General features: G+C 63.0%; 26 protein-coding genes. 18 read left to right on the forward strand and 8 right to left on the reverse strand.

Features of this window, described 5'->3' with window-relative positions:
• Positions 1-34: 34 nt before the first annotated feature.
• On the reverse strand, positions 35-454 hold the full coding sequence (locus GXP34_03350; protein ID NOY55001.1) for an Hsp20/alpha crystallin family protein: 420 nt from the start codon (positions 452-454) through the stop codon (positions 35-37).
• Positions 455-587: 133 nt separating this feature from the next.
• Here GXP34_03350 and GXP34_03355 point away from each other — a divergent pair, with 133 nt between their 5' ends.
• The 4 genes from GXP34_03355 (at position 588) to GXP34_03370 (ending at position 3962) form a co-directional block, all read left to right on the forward strand.
• A complete protein-coding gene (locus tag GXP34_03355) occupies positions 588-1514 on the forward strand; it encodes an ROK family protein (GenBank protein ID NOY55002.1) in 927 nt (308 codons plus the stop codon).
• Positions 1507-1926, forward strand: a complete 420-nt coding sequence (locus tag GXP34_03360) for a DUF1232 domain-containing protein (GenBank protein NOY55003.1) — start codon at positions 1507-1509, stop codon at positions 1924-1926. Before GXP34_03355 ends, GXP34_03360 begins: the two co-directional genes overlap by 8 nt.
• A complete protein-coding gene (locus tag GXP34_03365) occupies positions 1923-2720 on the forward strand; it encodes an LLM class flavin-dependent oxidoreductase (GenBank protein NOY55004.1) in 798 nt (265 codons plus the stop codon). Before GXP34_03360 ends, GXP34_03365 begins: the two co-directional genes overlap by 4 nt.
• Before the next feature lie 72 nt (positions 2721-2792).
• On the forward strand, positions 2793-3962 hold the full coding sequence (locus tag GXP34_03370) for an aminotransferase class I/II-fold pyridoxal phosphate-dependent enzyme (GenBank protein ID NOY55005.1): 1170 nt from the start codon (positions 2793-2795) through the stop codon (positions 3960-3962).
• Positions 3963-4164: 202 nt separating this feature from the next.
• Here GXP34_03370 and GXP34_03375 read toward each other — a convergent pair whose 3' ends face one another.
• Positions 4165-6294 carry a glycosyltransferase family 1 protein gene (locus GXP34_03375; protein NOY55006.1) on the reverse strand — a complete coding sequence of 710 codons (2130 nt, stop codon included), beginning with the start codon at positions 6292-6294 and terminating at the stop codon, positions 4165-4167.
• Positions 6295-6655: 361 nt separating this feature from the next.
• Between GXP34_03375 and GXP34_03380 the strand changes: the two genes are divergently transcribed.
• The 10 genes from GXP34_03380 to GXP34_03425 all read left to right on the forward strand — a co-directional run bounded on the left by GXP34_03380 (position 6656) and on the right by GXP34_03425 (position 14226).
• On the forward strand, positions 6656-7705 hold the full coding sequence (locus GXP34_03380; protein ID NOY55007.1) for a low specificity L-threonine aldolase: 1050 nt from the start codon (positions 6656-6658) through the stop codon (positions 7703-7705).
• 31 nt (positions 7706-7736) lie between these two features.
• Positions 7737-8663, forward strand: a complete 927-nt coding sequence (locus GXP34_03385; protein ID NOY55008.1) for an ACP S-malonyltransferase — start codon at positions 7737-7739, stop codon at positions 8661-8663.
• Positions 8660-9745 carry a ketoacyl-ACP synthase III gene (locus GXP34_03390; protein NOY55009.1) on the forward strand — a complete coding sequence of 362 codons (1086 nt, stop codon included), beginning with the start codon at positions 8660-8662 and terminating at the stop codon, positions 9743-9745. Before GXP34_03385 ends, GXP34_03390 begins: the two co-directional genes overlap by 4 nt.
• Positions 9739-10476, forward strand: a complete 738-nt coding sequence (gene fabG / locus GXP34_03395; protein NOY55010.1) for a 3-oxoacyl-[acyl-carrier-protein] reductase — start codon at positions 9739-9741, stop codon at positions 10474-10476. Before GXP34_03390 ends, fabG begins: the two co-directional genes overlap by 7 nt.
• Positions 10477-10491: 15 nt before the next feature.
• Positions 10492-10737, forward strand: a complete 246-nt coding sequence (gene acpP, locus GXP34_03400; GenBank protein NOY55011.1) for an acyl carrier protein — start codon at positions 10492-10494, stop codon at positions 10735-10737.
• Positions 10734-11990 (forward strand): beta-ketoacyl-ACP synthase II, encoded by a 1257-nt coding sequence (gene fabF / locus GXP34_03405; GenBank protein NOY55012.1) that lies wholly within the window; start codon positions 10734-10736, stop codon positions 11988-11990. Before acpP ends, fabF begins: the two co-directional genes overlap by 4 nt.
• Positions 11991-12246: 256 nt before the next feature.
• Positions 12247-12705 carry an NUDIX domain-containing protein gene (locus GXP34_03410; protein NOY55013.1) on the forward strand — a complete coding sequence of 153 codons (459 nt, stop codon included), beginning with the start codon at positions 12247-12249 and terminating at the stop codon, positions 12703-12705.
• A gap of 59 nt (positions 12706-12764) precedes the next feature.
• On the forward strand, positions 12765-13199 hold the full coding sequence (locus tag GXP34_03415) for a hypothetical protein (protein ID NOY55014.1): 435 nt from the start codon (positions 12765-12767) through the stop codon (positions 13197-13199).
• Positions 13200-13316: 117 nt separating this feature from the next.
• Positions 13317-13637, forward strand: a complete 321-nt coding sequence (locus tag GXP34_03420) for a DUF3040 domain-containing protein (protein ID NOY55015.1) — start codon at positions 13317-13319, stop codon at positions 13635-13637.
• Between the two features lie 97 nt (positions 13638-13734).
• Positions 13735-14226, forward strand: a complete 492-nt coding sequence (locus GXP34_03425; protein NOY55016.1) for a MerR family transcriptional regulator — start codon at positions 13735-13737, stop codon at positions 14224-14226.
• Positions 14227-14386: 160 nt separating this feature from the next.
• Here GXP34_03425 and GXP34_03430 read toward each other — a convergent pair whose 3' ends face one another.
• Genes GXP34_03430 through GXP34_03440 form a run of 3 tightly spaced genes read right to left on the reverse strand, consistent with a single transcriptional unit; the run spans position 14387 to position 18828 of the window.
• Positions 14387-16714, reverse strand: coding sequence for a DUF3488 domain-containing protein (locus GXP34_03430; GenBank protein NOY55017.1), 2328 nt, complete (start codon positions 16712-16714; stop codon positions 14387-14389).
• Positions 16690-17862, reverse strand: coding sequence for a DUF58 domain-containing protein (locus tag GXP34_03435; protein NOY55018.1), 1173 nt, complete (start codon positions 17860-17862; stop codon positions 16690-16692). Before GXP34_03435 ends, GXP34_03430 begins: the two co-directional genes overlap by 25 nt.
• A 6-nt stretch (positions 17863-17868) precedes the next feature.
• On the reverse strand, positions 17869-18828 hold the full coding sequence (locus GXP34_03440; GenBank protein NOY55019.1) for a MoxR family ATPase: 960 nt from the start codon (positions 18826-18828) through the stop codon (positions 17869-17871).
• A gap of 440 nt (positions 18829-19268) precedes the next feature.
• On the opposite strand from GXP34_03440, the gene GXP34_03445 reads away from it, so the two are divergent.
• The gene (locus GXP34_03445) at positions 19269-19856 is read left to right on the forward strand and encodes a hypothetical protein (GenBank protein ID NOY55020.1); all 588 of its coding nucleotides are present in this window, start codon (positions 19269-19271) and stop codon (positions 19854-19856) included.
• Positions 19857-19976: 120 nt separating this feature from the next.
• On the opposite strand, the gene GXP34_03450 is transcribed toward GXP34_03445, so the two are convergent.
• The 3 genes from GXP34_03450 to GXP34_03460 form a co-directional block, all read right to left on the reverse strand.
• On the reverse strand, positions 19977-20546 hold the full coding sequence (locus tag GXP34_03450; GenBank protein NOY55021.1) for a recombinase family protein: 570 nt from the start codon (positions 20544-20546) through the stop codon (positions 19977-19979).
• A 57-nt stretch (positions 20547-20603) separates the two neighbouring features.
• Positions 20604-21119 (reverse strand): universal stress protein, encoded by a 516-nt coding sequence (locus tag GXP34_03455; protein NOY55022.1) that lies wholly within the window; start codon positions 21117-21119, stop codon positions 20604-20606.
• 182 nt (positions 21120-21301) lie between these two features.
• The gene (locus GXP34_03460; protein ID NOY55023.1) at positions 21302-22000 is read right to left on the reverse strand and encodes an SDR family NAD(P)-dependent oxidoreductase; all 699 of its coding nucleotides are present in this window, start codon (positions 21998-22000) and stop codon (positions 21302-21304) included.
• Positions 22001-22130: 130 nt separating this feature from the next.
• On the opposite strand from GXP34_03460, the gene mraZ reads away from it, so the two are divergent.
• The 3 genes from mraZ to GXP34_03475 all read left to right on the forward strand — a co-directional run bounded on the left by mraZ (position 22131) and on the right by GXP34_03475 (position 23977).
• A complete protein-coding gene (mraZ, locus tag GXP34_03465; protein ID NOY55024.1) occupies positions 22131-22562 on the forward strand; it encodes a division/cell wall cluster transcriptional repressor MraZ in 432 nt (143 codons plus the stop codon).
• Between the two features lie 99 nt (positions 22563-22661).
• The gene (gene rsmH, locus GXP34_03470) at positions 22662-23576 is read left to right on the forward strand and encodes a 16S rRNA (cytosine(1402)-N(4))-methyltransferase RsmH (GenBank protein ID NOY55025.1); all 915 of its coding nucleotides are present in this window, start codon (positions 22662-22664) and stop codon (positions 23574-23576) included.
• Complete coding sequence (locus tag GXP34_03475) at positions 23573-23977, forward strand: hypothetical protein (protein NOY55026.1); 405 nt, start codon at positions 23573-23575, stop codon at positions 23975-23977. The genes rsmH and GXP34_03475 overlap by 4 nt, the downstream gene beginning before the upstream one ends.
• The last annotated feature ends 108 nt before the right edge of the window (positions 23978-24085 follow it).

Raw genomic sequence — 24085 nt, forward strand, 5'->3', positions numbered from 1 at the left:
ACGAGTGCCGGGCCATCGGTGTGCTGTCGCCGTGTCAGTCTGCGATGTCGACCTTGACCTTCTTGGGGAGAACTTCCGGGCGCTTGGGAATGGAGATCTCCAAGATGCCGTCGCGGTAGGCGGCACTGATCTTGTCGGCGTCGTACTCGTCCGGCAGGTAGATGGCCCGTTGGAACTCACCGTGAGCAATCTCCCTGCGATGATATCCCTTGCCCTCTTCCTCCTGGTCGAAAGAGCGGGAACCGGAAATCACCAACTCGGAGTTCTCGATGGTGACGTCGATATCTTCGGAGCGCATTCCGGGCAGCTCGGTTCGGACGATGAGAGCGTCTTCGCGATCGAAGACGTCGACTCGGGGAATCCACGGCCGGTCGACCGGTGTGCCGAATCCCTCGAAGAACTGGTCCAGGTCCCTTGCGACGCTGAACGGATCATAACGGAGCAGAGCACGCATGACGTTTCTCCTCTCTGTAGGTGCTCAGTAAATCTAACAACAGAATAGTCAGATTCCATTCCAAGTGCAACTAGAGATATGTCTTGGCGGCAAGGCATCCTGCTCGTGTGTGGGCCATCGGTAGGATAGATTCATGGCGGTAATCGGTATCGACCTGGGCGGCACGAAGATGTCGGGCGGTGTCGTCTCGGCGGATGGAAGCGTGGCGCACAGGGTCGAACGTTCGCGGCCTCGGGACTCCGCGGGAATGGTCGAGGATCCCAAAGCACTCGTGCGGCAATTGATCACGCCAGAGATCCGTGGGATCGGCCTGGGGGTTGCCGGGCTCGTGACGGCGGATGGGATCATGGAATGGGGTCCGAACGTTGTCGGCAGACGCATCGCGTTTCGGAGGATCCTGCACGAGGAGTTCTCTCTTCCTGTCATCGTCGACAACGACGCCAATTTCGCCGCGCTCGCGGAGGCGACGCTCGGAGCCGGAGTGGGCCATCGCTCGGTTCTGATGGCGACGCTCGGAACGGGGATGGGTGGAGGATTGGTCATCGATGGCGAGGTGTATCGCGGCAGAGGGTTCGCCGGTGAGATCGGCCATGTCGTCGTGGACGTCGGTGGGCCACTGTGCACGTGCGGTCGGCAGGGTTGCTGGGAGACGTTTGCCTCCGGGCGGCGACTCGATCAAATGGCACGAGATGCCGTCGCAGCGGATCCCCACGGAAGAATCGGCAAGCTTGCCGCGGGGGCGATACCCGACGGGCGCCACCTCACCCAGGCTGCGATCGACGGGGATGCGGAGGCGCGTGGGCTCGTTGCAGAAGTCGGCGGATGGCTTGGCGTGGGGCTCGCCAATCTGATCGCCGTGCTCGATCCCGACGTGGTTGTGGTGGGCGGCGGTGTTTCGCGTCTCGGAGAGATCCTCCTCCGGCCCGCACAGCGTGCCATTGCTGCAACACTGGAAGGGTACGATGTACGCGCGCCGACTCCGGTCGTGGCGGCTGCTTTCGGCGAGGATTCGGCACTGGTGGGCGCAGGCCTGGCGGCCGCGAAGGAGTCCGATGTCTGACACTCTGTATCCCGACGAGGTCATCGGGCCCGACGGTGCCCGATCCGGTGGCGCTCACCGCCCGCTCAAGGAGGCGATGCTGGCGCTTCCGAACATGGTCAAGCTCGTCGGCCGGCTGGTTCGTGACCCGAGGGTCCCCGCTCGGAGCAAGGCGTTCGCCATTCTCGCCGCGGGGTACGTACTGTCGCCCATTGATCTGGTACCCGACTTCATTCCGTTTCTCGGCCAGTCCGACGATGCTCTTGTCGTGATTCTGGCTCTACACCGGCTGATTCGTTCGGCGGGAGAAGACATCGTACTGGAACACTGGGATGGCTCCCAGGACGTGCTTGCCATCGTCGAGAACGTCGTGGACCTTGCTGCGGGCCTGGTTCCGGCGAGGCTGTCCTGGTTGGCACGGCGGCTCGGTTGAGGATCCCGGTCTCCGTCACGCTTCCACAATTCACGGGTGACCCGGATACGGTGCCGGCGGCTGCGGTGCGCGCCGAATCGCTCGGGTTCGACGGGGTCTTCCTCTTCGACCACCTCTTTCCCCTCGACGACAGGGATCGACCGATAGTCGAGTCGTTCGTTGTGCTTGGATCGGTGGTCGCGGCGACACATGAAATCCGGGTCGGCACCCTGGTCCTGCGCGCTCCGATGAGGAATCCGGAGGCTGCCGCTCGAGCGGTCCTGACGGCCCAGGCACTCGGTGGAGGAAGAGTCACGTGCGGTCTCGGCACCGGTGATTCTCTTTCTCGTCCCGAGTTCGATGCGTACGGGATCACTTTTGGAAGTGTCGAAGAGCGTCTTTCCATGGTGAGCGAGACGATCGAAGCGATTCGTCGGCGTGAGCTGCCGGTCTCGGATCGGGTGCCGATCTGGGTTGGGGGCACGTCACGAGCCGTTCAGGACCTTGCCGCTCGATCGGCCGACGGCTGGAACGTGTGGGCGGCGGAAGCCGATTGGCTCGCCAGGCGCCGTCACGATGCGCCGGTTGCGGGAACGATCAGTTGGGGCGGTCAGGTTCTGCTTGCCCGCGACGATGCGGATCTCGCGGATGCCGTCGCTCGGCGTGGATCGACCAGGGGAGTGATGACCGGAACGGTTGCATCCCTTCCCGGGAAGCTTCGGCGACTTGCCGATGCAGGGATCGACGAGTTCGTGCTCTCCCTCCTTGGCAACACGTGGGATCTGTTTGCGGCCGAAGTACTCCCTCTCCTCTGAGTCGCGAGTTGCCTCACCGGTAACCCCCGTACCGGGTACGTGTCAACTACCCTGCCGGAAACGGAGGTCAAGGTGCAGTTCCGGCGTATTGAGAATCTACCGCCCTATGTGTTCGCAGAGGTCGATGCCGCGAAGCGGGAAGCGCGTCGCGCCGGTGTGGATGTCATCGACCTCGGATTCGGGAATCCGGACATTCCATCGCCACCGATCGCCGTCGCCAAGCTGGTCGAAGCGGCCCAGAACCCGAGGAATCACCGGTACTCCGCATCACGCGGCATTCCCAACCTGCGCAAGGCGGTCGCAGCCCGATACCGGCGGCGATTCGACGTCGAGATCGATCCCGAAACCGAGGTCATCACGACTATCGGTGCGAAGGAGGGTCTGGCCCACCTCATGTGGGCGCTCGTGCAGCCGGGAGATGTGGCCCTCGTGCCCGAGCCCAGCTATCCGATTCACATCTACGCAGCCGTGCTGGCAGGTGCAGATGTGCGACGTGTCCCGCTGGGACTGGGGGAGGACTTCTTCGGCCGTCTCGCCACCGTCTTCTCCGACAGCTGGCCCCGACCGCGGGTCATCCTCACCTCGTTCCCCCACAACCCGACGACCTCCTGCGTAGATCTGAGCTTCTTCGAGCGACTCGTCGCCTTCGCCAAAGAGAATGAAGTGATGCTCGTCCACGACTTCGCATATGCAGATATCTCGTTCGATGGATACGTGCCTCCGAGTCTCCTCGAGGTGCCGGGTGCCAAAGACGTCGGCGTGGAGCTCTACACGATGACGAAGGGACATTCGATGGCGGGATGGCGTATCGGCTTCGCCGTCGGCAACAGGGAGATGATTGCTGCGCTGGCGAAGCTCAAGTCGTATCTCGACTACGGCACGTTTCAGCCGATCCAGATCGCATCGATCGTCGCTCTCAACGAAGGCGACAGCTATGTAGCCGAGGTGCGCGACATCTACCGGACACGCAGGGACGCGTTGATCGACGGACTTGCGAGGGCTGGATGGGAGATTCCCCGCCCTCAGGGGACGATGTTTGCCTGGGCCCCCCTTCCGTCCGGATTCGAAGACCTGGGATCGCTCGCGTTCGCCTTCGAACTGCTCGAGGAGGCGAAGGTGGCGGTCAGCCCCGGTGTGGGGTTTGGGCCCCACGGCGAGGGTTTCGTACGTTTCGCCCTCGTCGAGAACGAGCATCGCATCCGCCAGGCGGTGCGGGGGATCAAGCGGTTTCTGGAGCGATAGCGCTTCACCTGCCATCACCTGCGGTATCGCCGGCTGATGCACGGCCCGGATCTCGAAAGTGCCGAGGGTTTCGGTTGACGTGCCGCCTGCCGGCTCCCGGTTGCCCACCGGAACCGCGACGCTCGCCCTGCGGTACCGGGGTCCAGGTGAGGCCGGGGCGCCGGGTACCGAACACCAAGTCCGTGAGAGCCTTGTGGCAGGGCTAGTGCTGCCTGCTCAGCGGAAGATAGGCGTTGGTCGCATACTCCTTGACCATGCGGTCCGACGAGAAGGCGACCACGGTGGAACGTATCGCTTCTCGCATCATGGCGACCCAGCCGTGAGGGATCCCATCGTCTTGCCGGTCGTAGTACTTGGGGACGACTTCGTCCTGCAACGTCCGATAGAGGGCGATGGCGTCTTCGTTGTCCTGGGCGGCGTGATCACCGTTACCCCACTCGAGGCCGAACGCCCAACCGTTCTTCCCGTTGTGGCCTTCCAACCACCAGCCATCGAGGATGGAGAGGTTCAGTCCTCCGTTGATCGCTGATTTCATCCCGGACGTGCCGGAGGCCTCGAGCGGCGGTCGGGGGTTGTTCAGCCAGACATCGACTCCTTGAACGAGGTATCTGGCCATTCGCATGTTGTAGTTCTCGAGGAAGTGCACGTGGCCGCCCAGTTCGGGAGTTCGCGACAATTCGACGATGCGGCGAATCAGTCCTTGACCGTTCTGGTCGGCCGGGTGTGCCTTGCCGGCAAAGAGGATTTGTACCGGCCGGTCGGGGTTCGTGAGAATCGCCTGGAGCCAGGGCATGTTGTGGAACAGGAGCAGGGCTCTCTTGTACGTGGCAAACCTCCGGGCGAAACCGATGGTGAGGCGGTCCGGAGCGAGGATATTCGCGACGGCGCGCAAGGCGTCCGGGGACGCTCCCTGCCGCGCCTGCTGCTCCAAGATCCTGCCTCGAGCGAATCGAGAGAGGAGACGCTTCTCGCCGGCATGGATCTCCCACAGCCGTTGATCGGAGATCTCGTCGAGTCTGCTGATCGCCGAGGGATCGTCGATCAATGTGCGGTGCCACTGCGGGCCATAGATCTCGGTGAGGAGTCGCTGGTAGCCACGGCTGAGCCATGTGCTCGGATGGATTCCGTTGGTGATTGCTGCGGCACGTCCGGGAAGGAGGTGGGCCCAGTCACGCGAAACGATTTCGGCGTGACGTCGGCTCACGCCGTTGATGAACGAGGCGGACCGTATCGCAAGAGCCGTCATGTTGAAATGCTGCTCGTCACCCTCATGCGCGGCGCCCATTCCGGCGAGTTGTCCCATGTGGATGGACAGGCGGCGGGGCATGTCGCTCAAGTACTTCTCGACCAACGGGAAGTCGAAGACTTCGTTTCCTGCGGGCACCGGTGTGTGCAGAGTGAAGGACGTCGTCGCCTTGACCTTCTGCCGAGCCTGTTCCGGCGTGCTGCCGTCGGCGATCAGGCGGGCTGTTCGCTCCAGCACGCTGAGGGCGGCGTGACCCTCGTTGACATGCCATGTGGTTGGTTCGATTCCGAGCGCAGCCAGTGCCCGCACGGAGCCGATGCCCAGGATGTACTCCTGCACAAACCGCATCTCGCGGCCCCGAATGTACAGCGTGTGGGTGATCGGCCGATCTGCATCGTCGTTCTCTTGCAGGTCGGTGTCGAGCAACAGGATCGGTACGCGACCGACCTGGACCTTCCACACGCCGACCCTGATCTGTCGCCCAGGCAGATCGACATCGACTTTGAGCTGGCCTCCGGTCGGTCCGGCAACTTGCTGTGTCGGTAGGCGCACCGGGTCTACCACGGGATAGGTGTGCTGTTGGTCTCCGACGGCGTCGACTTCCTGGCGGAAGTACCCTCGCCGATAGAGGAGACCGCAGGCAACGAGCGGAACGCCGAGATCCGAGGCGGATTTCGTGTGGTCACCCGCCAGCACGCCCAGTCCACCCGAGTACGTGGGGAGCAGGTTGTCGACTCCGTATTCGGCACAGAGGTAGGCGATGGGTCCCGCCGAGCCAGGTTCCATCGAAGCCCACCACGTGTTCTCCGGACGCATGTACGCGTCGAAGCGGCGGATCAGCTCTTCATAGAGGTCCTGAAAGTCACTGCTTTCCTCCAGGTTTCGCCACGTGGAGCGGTCGACGGCTCCGAGAAGCTCGACCGGGTTCCGGTAGCGAGTCCACAGATCTGCGTCGATCATTCGCCAGAGGCGGCTGCCGCCCGACCATGTCCACCACATGTTGTATGCGAGGTCATAGAGTCGTGAAAACGCCGAGGGCAGCGGCAGTTCACCATCGGGCAGTACGGGGATCTGTACATTCGTCACAGCCCAGAGAGGATAGTCCTCTACGGCGCCGGAGTCTTCACAAGATGCCCGTCGCAGTCTGAGAGCCTGCCGAGCAGTGCACGGCGTGCCTCTTGGAGCCGGCGGCGGGGGATTGCCTGGCGAAATCACGGGCTCAAGTCCCGTCTTCGCTTCATCAGATTCTCCGCGTCGATGAGGCCTGCCGGTCGACGCGAGGTGTTACGTCCGGGCTCCGATGGCCGCCCCGCGGTTTGACATCAAAAGTCCATCGCGACACGAAACAGGAAGTACGCAGTAGGAAGCACGCGAGCGAAGCGGGCCGCCGATGTGCGCACCGCCGCCACCCGGCGGGTGTACTGTGCACCGCGAAACGGGAGGTTGGATGGCGTTTGTAGAGGGCATCGCGGATTTCCGATCCGATACGGTGACCAGGCCGACTGCGGAGATGCGTAGAGCGATGGCCGAGGCCGAGGTCGGAGACGACGTCTACGGAGAAGATCCGACCGTGAATGCGCTCGAGCAGGAAGCTGCAGCCGCAGTCGGGAAAGCGGCAGCGGTATTCACCCCGACGGGCAGTATGGCAAATCAATTGGCTTTGAACACACTCGTCCGGCCAGGGGACGAAGCACTCTGTGTGGCGAGCGCACACGTGCGCCAGTACGAAGTCGGGGCTGCTGCAGCCATCTCGGGGGTTCAGTTCAGAACGGTGGAGTCCTGTGACGGGGGCATTCTGCCCGAAGATGTCGAGGCCGCCGTTGCGGGCGCCGGCTACCACCTGCCTCGCGTGAGCCTCCTCGTCTGGGAGAACCCACTGACCTCGACGGGGGGTACCGTCGTTGCACTCGAGACCATGCGAGCGACCACCGCTACGGCGAGACGTCTCGGAATCCCCGTGCATCTGGACGGAGCGAGGATCTTCAATGCGGCGCTGGCGCTCGGTGTGGAAGCCACATCGATTGCCGCCGAGGCCGATACGGTGATGTTTTGCTTTTCCAAAGGGCTCGGCGCTCCCATCGGGTCGGTGCTCTGTGGTTCCGAGGATGTCATCGAAGAGGCGAGGTTTCGCCGTAAGCGTCTCGGTGGCGGTATGCGGCAGGTCGGCGTCATCGCAGCCGCAGCTCGGGTCGCGCTGCGTGACCGGGACCATCTCGAGGCCGATCACAGGCTGGCTCGTCGCCTCGGTGAGGAGATCGCAGAGCGGTTTCCCTCTTCGGTGAGAATGGAGCAGATCCAGACGAACATGGTGATCGTCGACAGTGAGGGCTTGCCGGTCGATGTCGACGCGCTGATCGGCAGCCTCGCCGACGTCGGTGTCCTTGTGGGAGAGATGTCTCCTGGGATCCTGCGTTTCGCGACACACCGGGATGTGGACGATCGAGATGTCGACCGGGTGCTCGGGGTGCTCGAAACCTTGCCTACGGAGTCCGGGTAACCGGAGTCCGTGCTGTCGGGTCTGAATCCCCGTGCGTTTCGCGATCCTCTTTCCGGGACAAGGCAGTCAGCGCGTCGGCATGGGCGCCGACCTGTTCGATGCGCGCCCCGACCTGCTCGGTGAAGCCGCCGATGAGATCCTTGGATGGTCGCTGAGAGATGTGTGCCTGAACGGCCCGGAAGAGGCCTTGACGAGAACCGATCGCGCCCAGGCGGCCCTGTTCGCTCTCGGCTATGCAATGTGGGCCGAGTTCTCGGCATGCCTCGACACCGCACCTGTGGCCGCTGCTGGGCACTCCCTGGGCGAATACACGGCACTCGCGGCCGCAGGAGCGTTCGACTATCGAACTGCGCTCCGCCTCGTCTCGATTCGCGGAGAGGCGATGGCCGCGGCTGCAGATCGGGAGCCGTCCGGGATGGCTGCGCTGATCGGCGTGGACGAAGAGAAGGCCGAAGCCATCAGTGCGGGTCGGAGAGCCGACGGTGGCCGGATGTGGGTCGCGAACATCAACGCTCCCGGTCAGATCGTTGTCGCAGGGGGTCGAGCGGACATCGACTGGATCGTGGCGAGGGGGCGGGATCTCGGTGTGCGGCGCGTCATTCCACTCAACGTCGCCGGTGCCTTCCACTCACCGTTCATGGCCACTGCCGCTTCTCGAGTGGGCGAAGCGTTGCGTGACGTCGCGATGGGACCGTTTTCGTTCCCGGTGTACGCAAATGTCACGGGACATCCCTACCCTGAGCGCCAAGTCGCCGATCTCCTTGAACGCCAGGTCGTCGAACCGGTGCGATTTGCCGAAGTGCTCAAGAACATGGATGTGGATGCCTTCGTTCATGTTGGACCGGGCGACGTAACCGCCGGGATGGCCAGGAAGACGGTGAAGGACGCCGTCGTGATGGTTGCCGGGGATACGACGAGCCTTGTAGCAATCGCACAACGACTGAGCGAGGAGCGATGACGAACGCCACGATCACCGGATGGGGAAGATGCGCCCCCCCGACCGTCCTTTCCAACAAAGATCTCGAGAAGCTCACCGACACGTCGGGCGAGTGGGTTATGACCCGCACCGGTATCGAAGAACGCAGGATCTCCCATGTTGGGACCTCCGATCTGGCGGCGGTTGCCTCATTTCGCGCTCTCGCTGCAGCAGGCCTTGAGCCGTCAGATCTGGATCTCATCGTCTTGGCCACATGCACGGGCGATTCGGTCATCCCCAGTCCGGCAACCCTGCTGCAGGCGAAGCTCAAGGCCGTCAACGCCGCGGCATTCGACCTGAATGCAGCATGCTCGGGTTGGATCTACGGCCTCGATGTCGCCACACAGATGATCCGGGGTGGAGGGCATCGCCGGGTGCTGCTCGTTGCCGCCGAGCGTCTGTCTCACTATCTCGACTTTACGAATCGCAGCACGGCCGTTCTCTTCGGTGACGGGGCAGGTGCCGTCATCCTGGAGCCGACCGAGGGTGAAGACGGCGTCCGCTCCGTCACCATCGGTTCGGACGGCGAAGCCGCAGGGTTGCTCTGTGTTCCAAACGTCGGGACATCGGGCGATCGCTACCAGGGGCCGGACAGGTCCGCCTACGGAGTCGTGATGGACGGTCCGGAGGTGTTCAAGCGAGCCGTCAAAGCGATGGGCGCCGCCGCGATCAAGGTCGTGAATGACGCAGGCCTCGATCTGGCGGATATCGATCTTCTCATCCCTCATCAGGCGAACATTCGGATCATCGACGCCACCGCCCGGCGGCTGAGACTCAAGCCCGGCCAGGTGTTCGTGAACATACAACGCTACGGCAACACATCCGCCGCGACGATTCCGATGGCGTTGACCGAGGCACTCGAGGGGGGCAACGTTCATCCGGGAGACAACCTGGTGTTTGCGGCTTTCGGTGCGGGACTGACCTGGGCGGCGGCGCTCGTCCGGTGGGGCGAACGTACGACGCCGCTCGGAACGAGCGACGCAGAGTTGCCACCGACCGATGCGGATGTCTTCTCACTGCTGGAGGGGAACGTTCGGTTTTTCGGAAATGGGGTCAGATCGTGAGCAGAGTCGCATTGGTCACCGGTGGATCTCGCGGCATCGGCCGAGCCATCGCCCTGCTACTCGCCGAGCGCGGGCATCGTGTTGCGGTCAATTACTCGAAGGGTGCCGAGGCTGCAGAGGGAGTCGTTGGCACCATCATCGAGCGTGGTGGAGACGCGTTGGCGGTACAGGCAGACGTGGGGTCCAACGACGCCGTCACTTCGATGTTCCAGCGCGTCGCCGATCGGCTGGGCCCGGTCGACGTGCTCGTCAACAACGCAGGCATAACCCGTGACGCGCTATTGCTCAGAATGAACGTCGACACGTGGGATGAGGTCATCCGGACCAACCTGACATCGGTGTACCTCTGCACCAAACATGCCCTCCGTTCCATGGTGCGAGCCCGGTGGGGTCGCGTCATCACGATCGGCTCGGTGGCGGGTCTTGCGGGGAACCCGGGCCAGGCCAACTACGCGGCCACAAAGGCGGCGATCGTCGGGTTCACGAAGTCTGTGGCCAAGGAGGTCGGATCCAGGGGGATCACGGTCAATGTGATCGCTCCGGGATTCGTGGAGACCGATCTGACTGCCGGTCTGCCGGAGGAGACGAAAGCGGCTGCCACGGCCTCCATTGCTCTCCGGAGATGGGGAACTCCGGCGGAGATCGCGTCTGCAGTCGGCTATCTTGCATCGGACGAAGCTTCGTACATCTCGGGTCACGTGCTCGTTGTGGACGGAGGGTTGGCTCTATGACAGAGAGGAAGAATCATGGATCGAGCGGAGATCGAGGTCAGGCTCAAGAACCTCCTCGTTTCGGAACTGGGAATCGACGAGACGAAGATCACGCCGGAGGCGAGATTCGAGACTGATCTCGAAGTCGACTCACTTGGTGTCGTCGAGCTGCTGATGGCTCTCGAAGATGAGTTCGGGGTCACGATTCCGGACGAGGATGCCGAAGGCATCGGGACCGTGAGCCAGGCCGTCGACGTGGTCATCGCCAAGCTCGGGGCCTGATCGACGTGCATGGTCTTGACCGGCGTGTTGTCGTTACCGGGTTGGGAGTCATCAGCCCCATCGGGAATACCGTGGAGGACTACTGGAGTGCCCTGCTCTCCGGAACGTCGGGCGTTGGACCGATCACGTTGTTTGATGCTTCGCAACTGCCTGTCCGATTCGCAGGCGAGGTCAAGAACTTCGACCCCGAGGAGTACATGGCCCGGCGCACGGCCCGGCGCATGGATCGATTCGACCAGTTTTTCTACGCTGCAACCACCCAGGCTCTCCTGGACGCGGGAATCGACTACTCCGACGACCCTGACTCCGGCACCCGGGCAGGTGTGGTGGTCGGTTCGGGCATCGGAGGGCTCATGTCGATGCAGGAAGGTATGGATACGATGCGGACTCGGGGTGCCGAGCGGATCTCTCCCTACCAGGTGACGAGAATGATCCCGAACATGGCTGCGGGAGACGTGTCGATCGGATTCGGGTTGCTGGGCCCCGTGACCTGCACGGTGACTGCCTGTGCTGCGTCCACAAACGCGATCGGTGACGCGGCCGAGATCATTCGGAGAGGTGCTGCCGACGTGATGGTGTCCGGTGGCGGCGAAGCCTCGATCTGCGAGTTCGGTATTGCTGCCTTCGCCCAGGCGAGGGCGGTGAGTACCCGCAACGAAGACCCGCAAGGAGCGTGTCGCCCCTTCGATGCGACTCGCGACGGGTTCGTGATGGCGGAAGGGGCCGGCTCCCTCATTCTCGAGGAACGTGAACATGCGCTGGCACGAGGAGCGCAGATCTACGCGGAGCTGCTCGGCTACGGGATGTCCTCCGACGCCTACCACATCACGCTGCCCCGCCCTGGTGGCGTGGGAGCAGCCCGAGCGATGCAGGCAGCCCTGGACGATGCCGAGATCGAGCCGTCACAGGTCGGCTACGTCAACGCCCATGGCACCTCGACGCCGGCGAATGACGTGACCGAGACGGCGGCGATCAAGCTCGTTTTCGGTGAGCACGCCGCACGGCTCGCGATCTCGTCGACGAAGTCGATGACCGGACATCTTCTCGGCGGTGCCGGTGCGGTCGAGGCGATCGCCGGCATCCTCGCCATGCGCGACGGCGTGCTTCCCCCGACGATCAACTACCACAATCCCGACCCCGAATGTGATCTCGACTACGTACCGAACGAAGCCAGGAAGCAGGATGTCGGGATTGTCATGAGCAACTCGTTTGGCTTCGGCGGGCACAACGCGGTGCTGATCTTCGGCAGATAGAGGGTGATGCCGGTCGTGAGACACGTAGTCGGTGGATCGTATTCCGTAGTGTGAATTTCGTGCCTCGTATCCCGACCGTGAGGCGATGCAGGACCGATGGGCGGGCGTGGGGGCTCGCGCGTAGGCCTTGCGACCATGCCCATCTGGCTGCATCGGAGACGTGTGCCAGGTGTTGCTCGGCCGGCTCCTGATGAATCGGAAGTAGCCTGATGTCGTGAATTGGCCCGGCGAGTTCGTCTTCTGTCCCCGGTGTGGGATGCGTCTTGGTCGGCGTACGGTGGACGGACGCGACCGAGTCGCATGTCAGGCGTGCTCTTACGTCCACTTCCGCAACCCTGCCGTCGGGGCGGCGGCGATCGTCCGTGACGAGTACGAGCGTCTCCTCCTCGTGCGAAGGGCCTCGGGTCGTCTCAAGGGTCTCTGGTCGGTACCGGCTGGATTCGTCGAATACGGCGAGGACATCAGAGACGCCGCAGCTAGGGAGTTGCTCGAAGAAACAGGTCTCGAGGCGCGGATCGGAGCGGTCGCGTTCGTGGCCTCCAATTTCCACGATCCTGCGAAGCTGACCGTCGGGGTGTGGTTTCATGCGACAGTCACCGGCGGCCGTTTGCAGGCAGGCGATGACGCAGCAGAGGCCCGGTATTTCTCTCTCGATCATCTGCCTTCGCTTGCATTCGAGACGGATCGAGAGCTCTTCACGCAGCTCGCCAAGTGAATGGACCGGCTGCATGATCCGGATCACTTCTGAACCGAGCGGCTTGGCACGGTAGACGCATGAAGCGCAGCCCCTTTGCCGAGCCTGTCTTGCACATCGATGTGGACTCGTTCTTCGTTGAAATCGAACGACGTGACGACCTGTCGTCGTGCAGCCGCCCCGTTGTGGTCGGTGGCATGGAAACCGGGGGAGCGGTCGCGTCGGTGTCCCACGAGGCAGGCGCGAACGGAGTGGCCTTCGCGATGCCCCCGCGCGTTCGGCGGGTCTGTAGCGACCCCGCGGTCCTGCCGGTCGATCACGTCAGATACCGGGAGGCGTCTGGGGACGTCTTCTCGATCTTCCGGAGCTTCACACCGCTCGTCGAAGGAGTCTCGACAGATGAGGCGTTCCTCGATGTATCGGGTCTCGAGCAGCACCACGTGGGTTCCGAACAGGTGGGCGGCTTTGAGCGCGCATGCGAAGGGCAGGGAAGCTTGGAAAGCTGCCGGTCGTGAAGGTCCGTACCAGATTCGGGGACCATGCCATGGTGCCGGCCCGCCTCGCAGCAACCTCCGAGGCAATACCGGAACGAGGGGTATCATGGGTGCAGATGTGATTGAGGACTATCGACTATGCCATTAGATGAGCGCGAACAGAAGATCCTTCAGGAGATCGAGCAGGGCCTCTACGCCGAGGATCCGAACTTGGTGCGCAAGGTCGGCAAACTCGGCAGGGTCCCTTCGAGACGAGCAATGATCGCGGCGATCTTCTTTCTCTTGGGACTGGCGATGACCCTGGGAACCTTCGCCTTCAATCAGTGGCTCGCCCTCGGCGGGTTCGTGGTCATGGTGCTCGCCGGAAGCGCTTTCGTGCACGCCCACAGGGCAATCACAGGGACTGAGGATGCGAGGTGGATGCCCCGGTTTCTGGGTGGAAAACGCAAACGGCAGTGACCGTCTCGCGACGCTAGAGTGAGAGTCCCGGCGCCCATATGCCGGTTCGGAGTTGGCGGTCGTCGTGGCCGCCCATTACATCGGGGAGAGATGACAGGTGGATGGATTCACGGCGCAGCAAGCTTCCAAGCTGACCGGTTGCACAGCACATCAGCTCAGGTACTGGGATCGTGTCTCCCTTCTCGAACCTTCCTTGCAGAGCACCGGCGGCCGTCCTGGTGTGCGGCGGCTCTACTCGTTTCGAGACCTCGTTGCATTGCGCGTGATCAAGAGCCTGCTGGACAATGGGATGTCCGTGCAGCGGGTCCGCAGAGCATGGGGCTACCTTCGGCGCAATGGTGGCATGGACCGCCATCTGGCCGAGGTGAAGCTGGTGACCGATGGTCAGAGTATTTTCTCCATCACCGAGGATGACGAGCAACTTCTCGACGCTCTTCGAGGGGGACAACTTGCGTTCTTCGTCGCGATCGACAGCATCACGCGCTCCGTCGAAGACGATGTGAGCAAGTTCGAACTCGATCGTGAGCGTTTTCTCGAGATGATCCGCTGGAGCGAAGAAGGCGTCAACGAGGAAGCCGTGGACGGCTGAGCCGGCAGCCGGTTTCCCATGGCCGGTGGTCGGTGCGGCGCCGGGTTGTCTTTTGCGGCTCGCGGCGTTCTCTTCCTCGACACGCCTGAGCCGCTACACCCGCCCCGCGGTCTTGCACAGGCCCGCGGTCGCGATACGAAGTACGAAGTGCAAGAGCGGTCTAAGTGGACCCTCCGGGTCGCAACAATGACTTCAGGCGCAACCTCGCTCGAATACGATCTCCGATCGGGTGGATGGTTCGCAGGTATGTCTCGGTTTCTGCAAAGGACGCGGCTGCCCGGTCGATGAGCCGATCGTCGAGACGTCCCTGCGGTCCGAACACCTGTGCCGTGACGCCATCGGCGAGGGGGCCCATCGAGTGGTGTACCGACGCTGCCACCTCCAGGGGTGTCCAGGAGGGTGAAGATACGTCTCCGTAATCGGTGAGCCGATCGACGATCTCATCCCAGGCGCCCGAAATATCGCCATCTCGAAAGCGAGCGAGTCTTCTCCGTCTGCGGATCGCTTTCGCCATCGGCACCGATGAGAACATGAGCAACACCGCAAGCAGGACGAGTCGTGTCGGCGTGACGATTCGTAGTGGAGTCCGATCCGAGTCCGCCGAGGAGGATCCGGGCACGAGTTGTCGCTCGTCGAAGTTGGGATCGAATTGTCGTGGCGCAGCGGGCTTTTCCACATCGGGCGATTCTGTCACTTCGGGCGGCGGAGGGATGTACTCGCGAGGGTCGAAACCGACGGTGCTCATCGTCGACGGATTGTCGCCGAGTGATCGCGGTGTCGGATCGAATCGAACCCAGCCTTGGTTGTTCATCCAAAGTTCCACCCAGGCGTGGGCATTGCGATCCCGGACGATGATCGTTCCATCCGCCTGGACTTCTCCGGGCCCGAATCCGGTGACGACTCTGGCGGGGATTCCGATCGAACGAGCCATGACGGCCATTGCCGTCGAGAACTGCTCGCAGTAGCCGGTCCGGTAGCTGGGGCTGTCGGTCGTGAAGAGCCAGTCTGCAAGATCCTTGCTCGCGTGGCCCGGGTCGACGTCGAGTGAGTACGTGAAAATGGTTGGATCACGAAACCAGGCCTCGAGCAGGAGCGCCTTCTCGAACGCGCTGGTGCCGCCCTCGGTGAGTGCGCGTGCCTGGGTGCGGATGATCGGGTCGAGCGTCGGAAGCTCCAGGGCGTCGGAGAGCGAGGCAGGCCTGTTGATCGCCGGTGTCGGAACCGCCTTTCCATCGAACGCGCCGCGGTCGGCAGCCTCCTGGAAAATGGGGGTGAGTCTGCCCCCGGTGCTTGCGAGGGCGTTCAGGTCCGGTGCCGGCATCAGTGCGGCTTCCTGGTAGGTGAGGTCTTCCCAGGTGAGCAGGTCGAACTGGATGGAACCATCGGTCCGGACGCGAAAGCTGTCGTTGAACAGTGCCGAGTCGGAACCCAACCACGTGGGGGAGTACACGATCGGCAGGTAGTTCTGACGGAGTTTCGCGATCGTCACGGACGCAGACACCGGGACGACCGGGCCGAAGAACGACATGTCCGGATCCTCCCACACGTTGCTGTCGGGTCCGTGGGTTTCTCGCGCCTTGGGGATCCAGTTCTCACCGTCGAACGTTTCGAGGGTGATCAGCTCCCAGTAGATGGATGAAGGGTCCACATCGCCTTCGACTCTCGCAGTGAAGACGGGTGTGTCGGTTTGCGAGACGAGTTGCTGTCGGATACCGGTGAAAAGGTTATAGGACACTCCGACGAGGATCCCTCCGCCGATACTCGTGTGGCTGCGCCAGTCGATGAGACCGGTGGGGGGGATCACTTTGGAGACGAGTCCGGTGCCGCCGAGCGCGATCAGGACCGAGATGGCGACGAACGCGCCCGGATACACGTATGCAGGCCTGGCAGGACCGCCTGAGCTTCGCATCTGGAGCGTCGATGACGATCGTTGATCCTCGGCCACGGCGATGAACGCCAACGCCACGGCCCCGAGAAATGCGGCTTTCCACAGGAGTCCCGGAGCTGCCTGGTCGATGACCGCCAGCTGAAGGTAGAACAGCAGCGGTGGTGCAAGAGCGATGATGGGATGTCTGTGGCGGATACTCCACGCCATCAGAGCCGCCAAGCCCCAAAAGATGGCGGTAAGGATGAGGACGAGCCCGGCGACCGGTGAGACAGGGGCGACACCGAGCCGAATCAGATCGGTGCCCAGGCGAAGCTCTGCCAGGAATGCAGGCAATGTACCGGAGCTCGGTAGCAGTCCGAAGGTGAGCGTTCCGGGTACCGTAATACGCAGGCCGACGAGGGTCAGCGCACCGGCGTTGGCAAAGATGGTGGTCCACCGGCCTCGCAGGGCCCAGGTGATGATGCCTCCCATGACCGCCCCGGCGGCCACGGCGATCGGCCAAGGCGCTCCCTCGACCGAGGGTCGCAGGAGGCGTTCGAGGCGCAGAATCGCCAGCGCCATGCCGGCAGTCCCGGCTATCCAACTCCAGCGGTTGCCCATGGCATCGCTTTCATCCAGGCGGTGGCCCACGCCTCTCCAGGTCGGATGGAGACGATTATCGCGCCACCGCGGCCGAAGCTGACAGGTGCCGGATTCGAAGAGACGGTGAGCAGCACCGTTGCTCCTGCGTGGTGGGTGAGGTGCCCTGTGACGGAGGACACCTGCGGGTCGGGCGTCCCTGTGACGATGACAAGCGTGCCACCCCGGCCTTTCAGGCGAAGACGGGTCGCCGCCGAGCTGAAATCGAAGGCAGGGATCGGCTGCAGTCCGGCAAGTACCCGCATGGCAGCCTCGTAGGGGTTCACATCCAGACTCGTGAGGTCACCTCCGGTCCACAGGTCGGCTTCAAGTCCGGCCGAGAAGAAGTGGTGAATTGTCGAAGCCGCCCCGCGTATTGCAGTTTCGAATGCTTCCTGGCTGCCGTAGACGGCAGATCTGGGATCGACGACAACGAGCGCACGCGGTTCCCACGGTGCCTCGAACTGACGGATCATCATTTCATCGCGCCGTGCCGTCGTCGGCCAGTGGACCCTTCGTAGATCGTCGCCGGTCTGGTACTCGCGCAGGCTGAAGAAGTCTTCGCCGCCTCGCTGGACGGTTTCGGAGCGTGCCGCCTGCATCGAAGGGTCTACGCCTCGAAGTGTTGGAAGGCCGCTGAGCCGTTCCACCCTGGGATAGACGATGAGCCTGTCGATGGCGCCGATTCGCCTACTCGTTTTGGTGAACATGAAGGGATCGCTTCTCGAGACCGTTGTCGGTCCGAGTTCATAGATGCCTCTTGTGTGGCAGGAGATCTCGTAGGCGCCGAAGAAGGTGACGCGAGGAGCGAGCGAGCCTATCCGGAAACGCGCTTCTCCCAACTGGCGGATCTCGTCGTCGATCGTGATGTATCTCCATGGCCGCCGTGCGTCGTTCCTTGCGATCAGCTCTACGGAGACGGTGTCTCCCTCCTGCACGAGCGCAGGGTGAAGGTGCCGAGAGACGGTGATGTCCGGGATGCCCCCGCGTATGCTGAGCCAACCGAGGAAGACGGCGGCGGCGATGAGGAGACCGAGGGCTGCGAGTTCGACTTCTCCGAGAAGAGCCCACAAGACGAGGAGTGCGAGGGCGGCACCGAGACCCGCCCATCCTCGCTCTGTGATGGTCATCCCGACCTACCTTCCGGGCACGCGGACATGGCGCAGCACCGAGTCGATCACTTCGGCGATCGTGGTTCCGTGCATCAGTGCTTCCGGGCGTAGCACCATGCGATGTTCGAGCACCGGACGTGCCAGCTCCTTGATGTCGTCGGGCGTCGCGAAGTCGCGTCGCTGCATGGCGGCGCGGACACGGGCGACGCGCTGGAGGTGTAGCGCGGCGCGGGGAGAGGCACCGAGGAGGAGTTCTCCATGGCGACGGGTCGCTTCGACCACGTCGACGATGTATCCCTTGAGGGAGCCGGCCACGTGAATGTTACGAGCGATCTCACTCATTTCCCGGACATCCTCCGCCGTCGCCATCGGTTTGAGGTCGTCGAAACTCGAATGTGTGCCGTGAGTCTCGAGCATTTGTATTTCTTTTCCGTGTGTCGGATAGCCGACGACGAGCCGCATCATGAATCGATCGAGCTGGGATTCCGGGAGTGGATAGGTTCCTTCATGCTCCAACGGGTTCTGTGTCGCGATCACCATGAACGGTGGGGGCAACGGGCGAGTGACACCGTCCACGGTCACCTGGAGTTCTTCCATCGCTTCGAGCAACGCAGCCTGGGTTTTTGGTCCTGCGCGGTTGATTTCGTCACCGAGAACGATGTTGGCGAAAATCGCTCCGGGTTTGAAGATGAACTCCGTCTTGGCTCTGTCCCAGATCGATACACCGGTGATGTCCGAAGGGAGAAGATCGGGTGTGAACTGAACGCGATGGAAGCGGCAGTCCAGAGACCTTGCCAGCGACTTGGCAAGGAGCGTCTTTCCGACTCCCGGGACATCCTCGATGAGGACGTGGCCTTCTGCCATCAAGGACATGGCGATCAGTTCGATGATCTCACGTTTGCCCTGGATGACGGTTTCCACGTTCGAGACGATCGCCTCGAACAGGTCGGCGAAGCGGTCGATACGTTCTGGAGCCGGGATCATCGTTGTCAATAGGGTCTCACCTCCGCGCCGGAGCCTATCAGCGCGACGGAGATGCGTGCAGCGTGCGGAGGGCTCTTGAGGACGAGTAATGGCGACGAAGGCCTCCGTCGGTGGCGAATCCAAACCGGGCGTATTCGAACGATAAAGACCGAGCGTGAAACTGCGCGGTATGATCAACGTGTCCTGGGGAGCTTGAGGAGGCACGTGGGCGGGGTGAAACGGGCAGTTGTCCGCAGACCTGATCTATGGATGGAGGCAGCGCGTTCAGCCTTCGCGTTCGCTCCAAAAGCCTGGTGGAGAAGGTTTCCGTTCCTTCCCATTCCCGAAAGTCGCTATCTCGCGTGGCGCCGTTTTACGGCGTACGGATCTGTGGACCAGGCACTGTCCGGCGAGGATGTCGTCGCGTATCTCGAGTGGCGGCGTCGGCTGAGGACCTCACGATGAGTGAGGTGCTCGATCGCGCGATCAGCGAACTCGACGGAGTTGCATCGGCTCAAATCGAGACAGACGGTCGTTCCGTCGTGGGTATCAAGGTCACTCTCGACGAGGGTGCCGACGAACGAGCCGTCGCGTTGGCAATCGGCAGGATCCTCGAATCACACGGATATCGGTCTCGTGTGGCCCCGGAGCGTGTGAAGGTCGAACCGAGTACTCCACCGATGCCGCCCATCGAAGTCGCCACGCGGCCGAAGCTCGAGCATCCGACGAGTCTGGAATCGGTGAGCGTGGAGGAGGACCGGGCCGGTGCGACGGTAACGGTCGTGGACTCGGCCGGCGACACCGTGACGCTTCGGGCAGGATCCACGGGCGAAGGACGCAGGAAGGCCATCGTCGACGCCGTGGCCACCTTGCTCTCCGAGAGCGCTGCTTTGCCTCCGCGTCTCATCGAAGTGACGGAGCGCGAAGACAGCGTGTTGCTGGTCGTCCTCGAGGATGCCGACGGCGCCAGACTTGCCGGAGCCTCTGTCATTCGCTCAGGGTTGGACTTCGCCCTCGCCGCTGCGGTGTGGGCGGCTCTCACCGGGTAGGAGCGACTCCGAGTGCTCGGCGGTTGGCGATCGATTGTCGGTCAGATGTGACTCGGAACTGCCGAGGGACCGATCGAGTGCGTGGTTCCCGCCGGCACCGGTGGCAGATGCATGCCGAGTCTATGCGCTCTGTGCCGGGATGAGCTCGATCACGACGTCCCCTTCGGAGCCGGCAACGATCTGGTCGTCCGGAGAAGCCGGAGTACCCATGGCCCGTTCGTACTCGGCTCGGCGGGCGAGGACGTCACGTATGAGCAGTCTGGCGGCATCCACCCGAGCGTCGGCAAGTACTTCGACGTCGGCTTCGGCGGTGCTGATCACCCTGACGCCGCGATCGCGCAGATCCTGAAGGATGACTTCCTGTATGAGCAAGTCTGAAGAGAATGCTTCGAGTGAGGGAACCACGATCGCATCGGCATGCCCTGCACCGACGATCTCGAGCAAAGCTCGAAACCCCTCGTCGAGAGGCTCCCCGCTCGGGCTTCTCACATCCTGACACATTGCGAGGAGTTGGTAGCCCTGTTCGGAGCTCCAGCGTCGAATCCGTTCGGATTGAGCGAAGATCGATCCGCCGTGCGAACGGTCGGAAAGCTCTCTCACATAGCCGACGACTCGCATACGCTGAGTCTTGCCCCGGTCACGCTCCGTGTCAAGGACTTGTCGCTTCGGTGCCCACCAGTCATCAGCCATCAGTCGTCGGTAGTTCAGACGGTGCCCTCTTGCAGGGAACGCTCTGCTGTCTGATGTCTAGATGCGAATCAGGAGCACTGGGCATGGGGCACGTCTCGCCAGCCGAGTACTCGTGGAGCCGAGGAGCCCTTCGAACATTCCGCGGCCATGCGCTCCGGCACAGAGCAGGTCTACGTGCTCACGTTCAACCGCCTCGAGGATCGGGCGTGTGGGATCCGCGCCCTCTACGGCGACGGCCTCGGCGTTGAGTCCGGCCTCGGTGAGTGCTTGAACGAGCGGTTCGGCTCTCCGCTCCCGCTGGTCGTCGACGTAGCGGGCGAGGATCGTGTCGTCTCCCGGCCAGTTGGGAGAGAGTGTGGTGATCGGTGTCGGAGATACGTATTCGTCGTCCGTGTCGGCTCCCTGAAGGACGTCCCGCTGTTCGAACAGTGCTCGCAGATCTGAGAGGAGAGAGCGTGGAATCTCTACGACCGTGAGCACCGTCACGCGATCGTCGGGTCTGATGAGATGTTTGAGGAAGTCGGCCGTCTTGCCGGGATCGAGACTGCCGTCGGTGGCGACCATGATGTGCATGAGGTACTCCCGCGGAATGGGCTGGCTCTCAGCCTAGTGTGCAAGGGCCGGTCGGCATGCACAGAATGTCCGTGAGGTCCTCGTTTCGGTTACCGGTCGGCAGCCATCGGCCGCGGACCGAGGCCTCCTCGTTCGGCAAGCCGAGGCATGCAGCACAGGGCACAAGGCGCGGAGCAGTGCTGTCAGCTCGCGTCGATGCCCGTCCACGGGTCGCTTCCGATCCAGTCGCGCGCATCGAAGCGGGATCCGGTTGGTTCGTCGACCTGAGCATGCGCAAGCCGGAGGAAGATCGGAGTGATCTCCATGGGTGTCGGAAGTCGGGTCGGATCCTCGTGCGGAAACGCCGCTGCACGCATCCGGGTCGCAGTCCCTCCGGGGTTGACCGAGTAGACCTTTCCGTTGAGGGTCCACTCGTCTGCAAGAACCTCCAGCCATCCCTCCAGAGCAAACTTGGAAACGGCGTAGGCTCCCCAACCTTTCCTGCCGACTCTTCCCACGGAACTGGAGACACCGATGACGGTCGGGAAGGGGCCGTAGTGAGCGGCCAGGGTTCGATGCAGAAGCTGAACGGCCACGATGTTCACTTCGAGGACTCGCCGGAAGGCCTGCTCCGGATAGTGTGCGAGTTCGGTTCGAGGGGGACCGAGAACACCTGCAGCGTGGACGACGACATCGATACTCTCGCCTTGGAGCGCTTCCACGATCTTTGCCCGAGTCTCCGCGATCGTGATGTCCCCGGAGATCGATCGCGCATCTTCTGTCTGTTCGGTGCGCGCCACCGACCACACATCGGCCCCTTCGTCGCGATACGCGTCAACGAGGGCCCTCCCGATGCCGGAAGAGCTGCCGGTCACGAGGATTCGACGTCCGACGAGATGCATCGTGCTCAGCTTACGGTACGTCCGGCCACACGATGGGGCATGGGGGAGCGAGGTGGTTGACATGTGGCGCGAAATGGGCCATAGTGGGGCACAGTGGAGGACCGTAGATGCAATTATCGGAGACTGAGCCGTGTTCCTCGGTGAGCATCGGCACACGCTCGACCCGAAGGGGCGCGTCGTGCTGCCCGCCGAGTTTCGTGCTGAGCTCGCCGACGGTTGCGTCGTCACCAAGGGGCAGGAGCGATGCCTCTACATCTTTCCTCTCGACCGATGGGCCGAAGAGGTGGAGAGATTGAATCGCCTGCCCCGCACGAACAGAAAGGTCCGCGCCTATACACGTTCGGTGTTTGCCGGTGCCAAGAAGGACACCCCTGATCGGCAAGGGCGGATCATGCTTCCCGAACGTCTTCGCGAATACGCCGCTCTCAACCGAGAGGCTGTCGTGGTGGGTGTTGCGGACCGCATTGAAATCTGGAACCAGGAGAGCTGGGAGCAGCTCTCGTCCGAAGCCGACAATTACTACGCAGACATCGAGGAGGAGTTCGGCATCGAAGGAATCTAGGCGCACCCAGGACTGGTGCATCGCCAGCCCCCCGGAACCATGAGGAAAGCCCCTTACTCCGCCCGCTTCCCAATGGTGCCAGCGCCCGGGGGGCTGGCAATGAATCAGACACCGGACAAGAATCGATATCACAGGCCCGTCATGGTCGACGAGGTCGTTGAAATGTTGCGTCCCATTCCGGATGGCATCATCGTGGATGCCACCTACGGCGGCGGCGGCCACAGTCGAGCCCTGACCAGGCAACTGGGCCATCCGATCCTCGCGATCGACAGGGATCCGGATGCCGTTGCTCTCTCCGCCGGGGTCCGCGCACGAAACTTCCGAGATCTCGCGACCTTGCTCGAGGAGGAAGGTGTCGAGGAGATCTCTGGTGCCTTGTTCGATCTGGGCGTTTCTTCACATCAACTCGACGAACCGACTCGCGGCTTCTCGTATCGAACCCACGGACCCCTGGACATGCGTATGGGGCCGGACGCGACGACGGCTGCGGCCGAGATGGTCAACGAGTGGGACGAGAACGACCTCGCGCGCATCTTGCGGACATTGGGTGAGGAACGATTCGCCGGCCGTATCGCAAGGGCCATCGTCCGGGCGCGCCCGATCCGAGACACCGTGCAACTCGCGGACGTTGTACGCGATGCCATCCCTGCAGCGACCCGCCGAACCGGTGGACATCCGGCCCGTCGCACGTTTCAGGCCCTCAGGATCGCCGTCAACGACGAGCTCGAAGCGCTCGAGGCGGGGCTCGACACTGCAATCGACTCGCTGACCCCCGGAGGCCGGTGCGTGGTGATCTCCTACCACTCTCTCGAAGATCGCATCGTCAAGCGCCGGTTCCTCAGTGGCGGCCAGGGATGTGTGTGTCCTCCCGATCTGCCGGTATGCGGATGTGGCCAGAGCGCGGAACTCCGCATTCTGACGCGGCGACCGGTGACACCTCGAGCAGAGGAAATCACCGATAACCCGAGAGCGCGCAGTGCGAAGCTTCGGGCTGTCGAGAAGGCCGCGGCATGACGGCTCGACCAGAGAGCGTTCCCCAGGCGGGAGGCCGACTGAAGGTTATTGTCGGCAGGCGATCGGTGCGGCCGAGAGTCGGCACGTGGGTGCTGTTCACGGTGCTTGCCATCGGACTCTTCTTCGCTCTCATCCTTTCTCGTGTGGCGCTGGACAAGCCGGCACTCGAACTGAATGATCTCTCCAAACAGATCGAGGCCGAGCAGGTCCAGTACCAGCAGCTACGCCTCGAGGTCGCGCGCCTGCAGGCTCCGGAGCGCATCGTCCCACTCGCGGAGGAGTTGGGACTGACATACCCCGAGCAGGTCCGCGTTGTCATTGCCGACGGTGTGGGCGACCGCCGGCCTCCAACCGAGGACCGCTTCGCCGATGTGAAGTCGATTCTCACCGCATCGCCATGAGGATTACCGGAACCAGTGCTGGCGGCCGGAGCCTCGCGGAGAGAGTGTCCCCGGAGGCGCTCACCGCGATCTTTCGGCCGCGGAGCTAGTCATGGGCGGTGGGCCGGG

The organism is Actinomycetota bacterium (assembly GCA_013152275.1).
GTDB lineage: Bacteria > Actinomycetota > Acidimicrobiia > Spongiisociales > UBA4744 > BMS3Bbin01.

Bases quoted from the DNA above. Each gene is read 5' to 3' on its own strand.
- GXP34_03360 (NOY55003.1), top strand. From the start codon at position 1,507: ATGTCTGACACTCTGTATCCCGACGAGGTCATCGGGCCCGACGGTGCC.
- GXP34_03455 (NOY55022.1), bottom strand. From the start codon at position 21,119: ATGCACATCATGGTCGCCACCGACGGCAGTCTCGATCCCGGCAAGACG.
- GXP34_03380 (NOY55007.1), top strand. From the start codon at position 6,656: ATGGCGTTTGTAGAGGGCATCGCGGATTTCCGATCCGATACGGTGACC.
- acpP (NOY55011.1), top strand. From the start codon at position 10,492: ATGGATCGAGCGGAGATCGAGGTCAGGCTCAAGAACCTCCTCGTTTCG.
- GXP34_03440 (NOY55019.1), bottom strand. From the start codon at position 18,828: ATGATCCCGGCTCCAGAACGTATCGACCGCTTCGCCGACCTGTTCGAG.
- GXP34_03430 (NOY55017.1), bottom strand. From the start codon at position 16,714: ATGGGCAACCGCTGGAGTTGGATAGCCGGGACTGCCGGCATGGCGCTG.
- GXP34_03460 (NOY55023.1), bottom strand. From the start codon at position 22,000: ATGCATCTCGTCGGACGTCGAATCCTCGTGACCGGCAGCTCTTCCGGC.
- GXP34_03420 (NOY55015.1), top strand. From the start codon at position 13,317: ATGCCATTAGATGAGCGCGAACAGAAGATCCTTCAGGAGATCGAGCAG.
- GXP34_03435 (NOY55018.1), bottom strand. From the start codon at position 17,862: ATGACCATCACAGAGCGAGGATGGGCGGGTCTCGGTGCCGCCCTCGCA.
- GXP34_03410 (NOY55013.1), top strand. From the start codon at position 12,247: ATGCGTCTTGGTCGGCGTACGGTGGACGGACGCGACCGAGTCGCATGT.
- GXP34_03475 (NOY55026.1), top strand. From the start codon at position 23,573: ATGACGGCTCGACCAGAGAGCGTTCCCCAGGCGGGAGGCCGACTGAAG.
- GXP34_03415 (NOY55014.1), top strand. From the start codon at position 12,765: ATGAAGCGCAGCCCCTTTGCCGAGCCTGTCTTGCACATCGATGTGGAC.
- GXP34_03445 (NOY55020.1), top strand. From the start codon at position 19,269: ATGAGTGAGGTGCTCGATCGCGCGATCAGCGAACTCGACGGAGTTGCA.
- rsmH (NOY55025.1), top strand. From the start codon at position 22,662: ATGAATCAGACACCGGACAAGAATCGATATCACAGGCCCGTCATGGTC.
- GXP34_03450 (NOY55021.1), bottom strand. From the start codon at position 20,546: ATGGCTGATGACTGGTGGGCACCGAAGCGACAAGTCCTTGACACGGAG.
- GXP34_03350 (NOY55001.1), bottom strand. From the start codon at position 454: ATGCGTGCTCTGCTCCGTTATGATCCGTTCAGCGTCGCAAGGGACCTG.
- GXP34_03355 (NOY55002.1), top strand. From the start codon at position 588: ATGGCGGTAATCGGTATCGACCTGGGCGGCACGAAGATGTCGGGCGGT.
- GXP34_03390 (NOY55009.1), top strand. From the start codon at position 8,660: ATGACGAACGCCACGATCACCGGATGGGGAAGATGCGCCCCCCCGACC.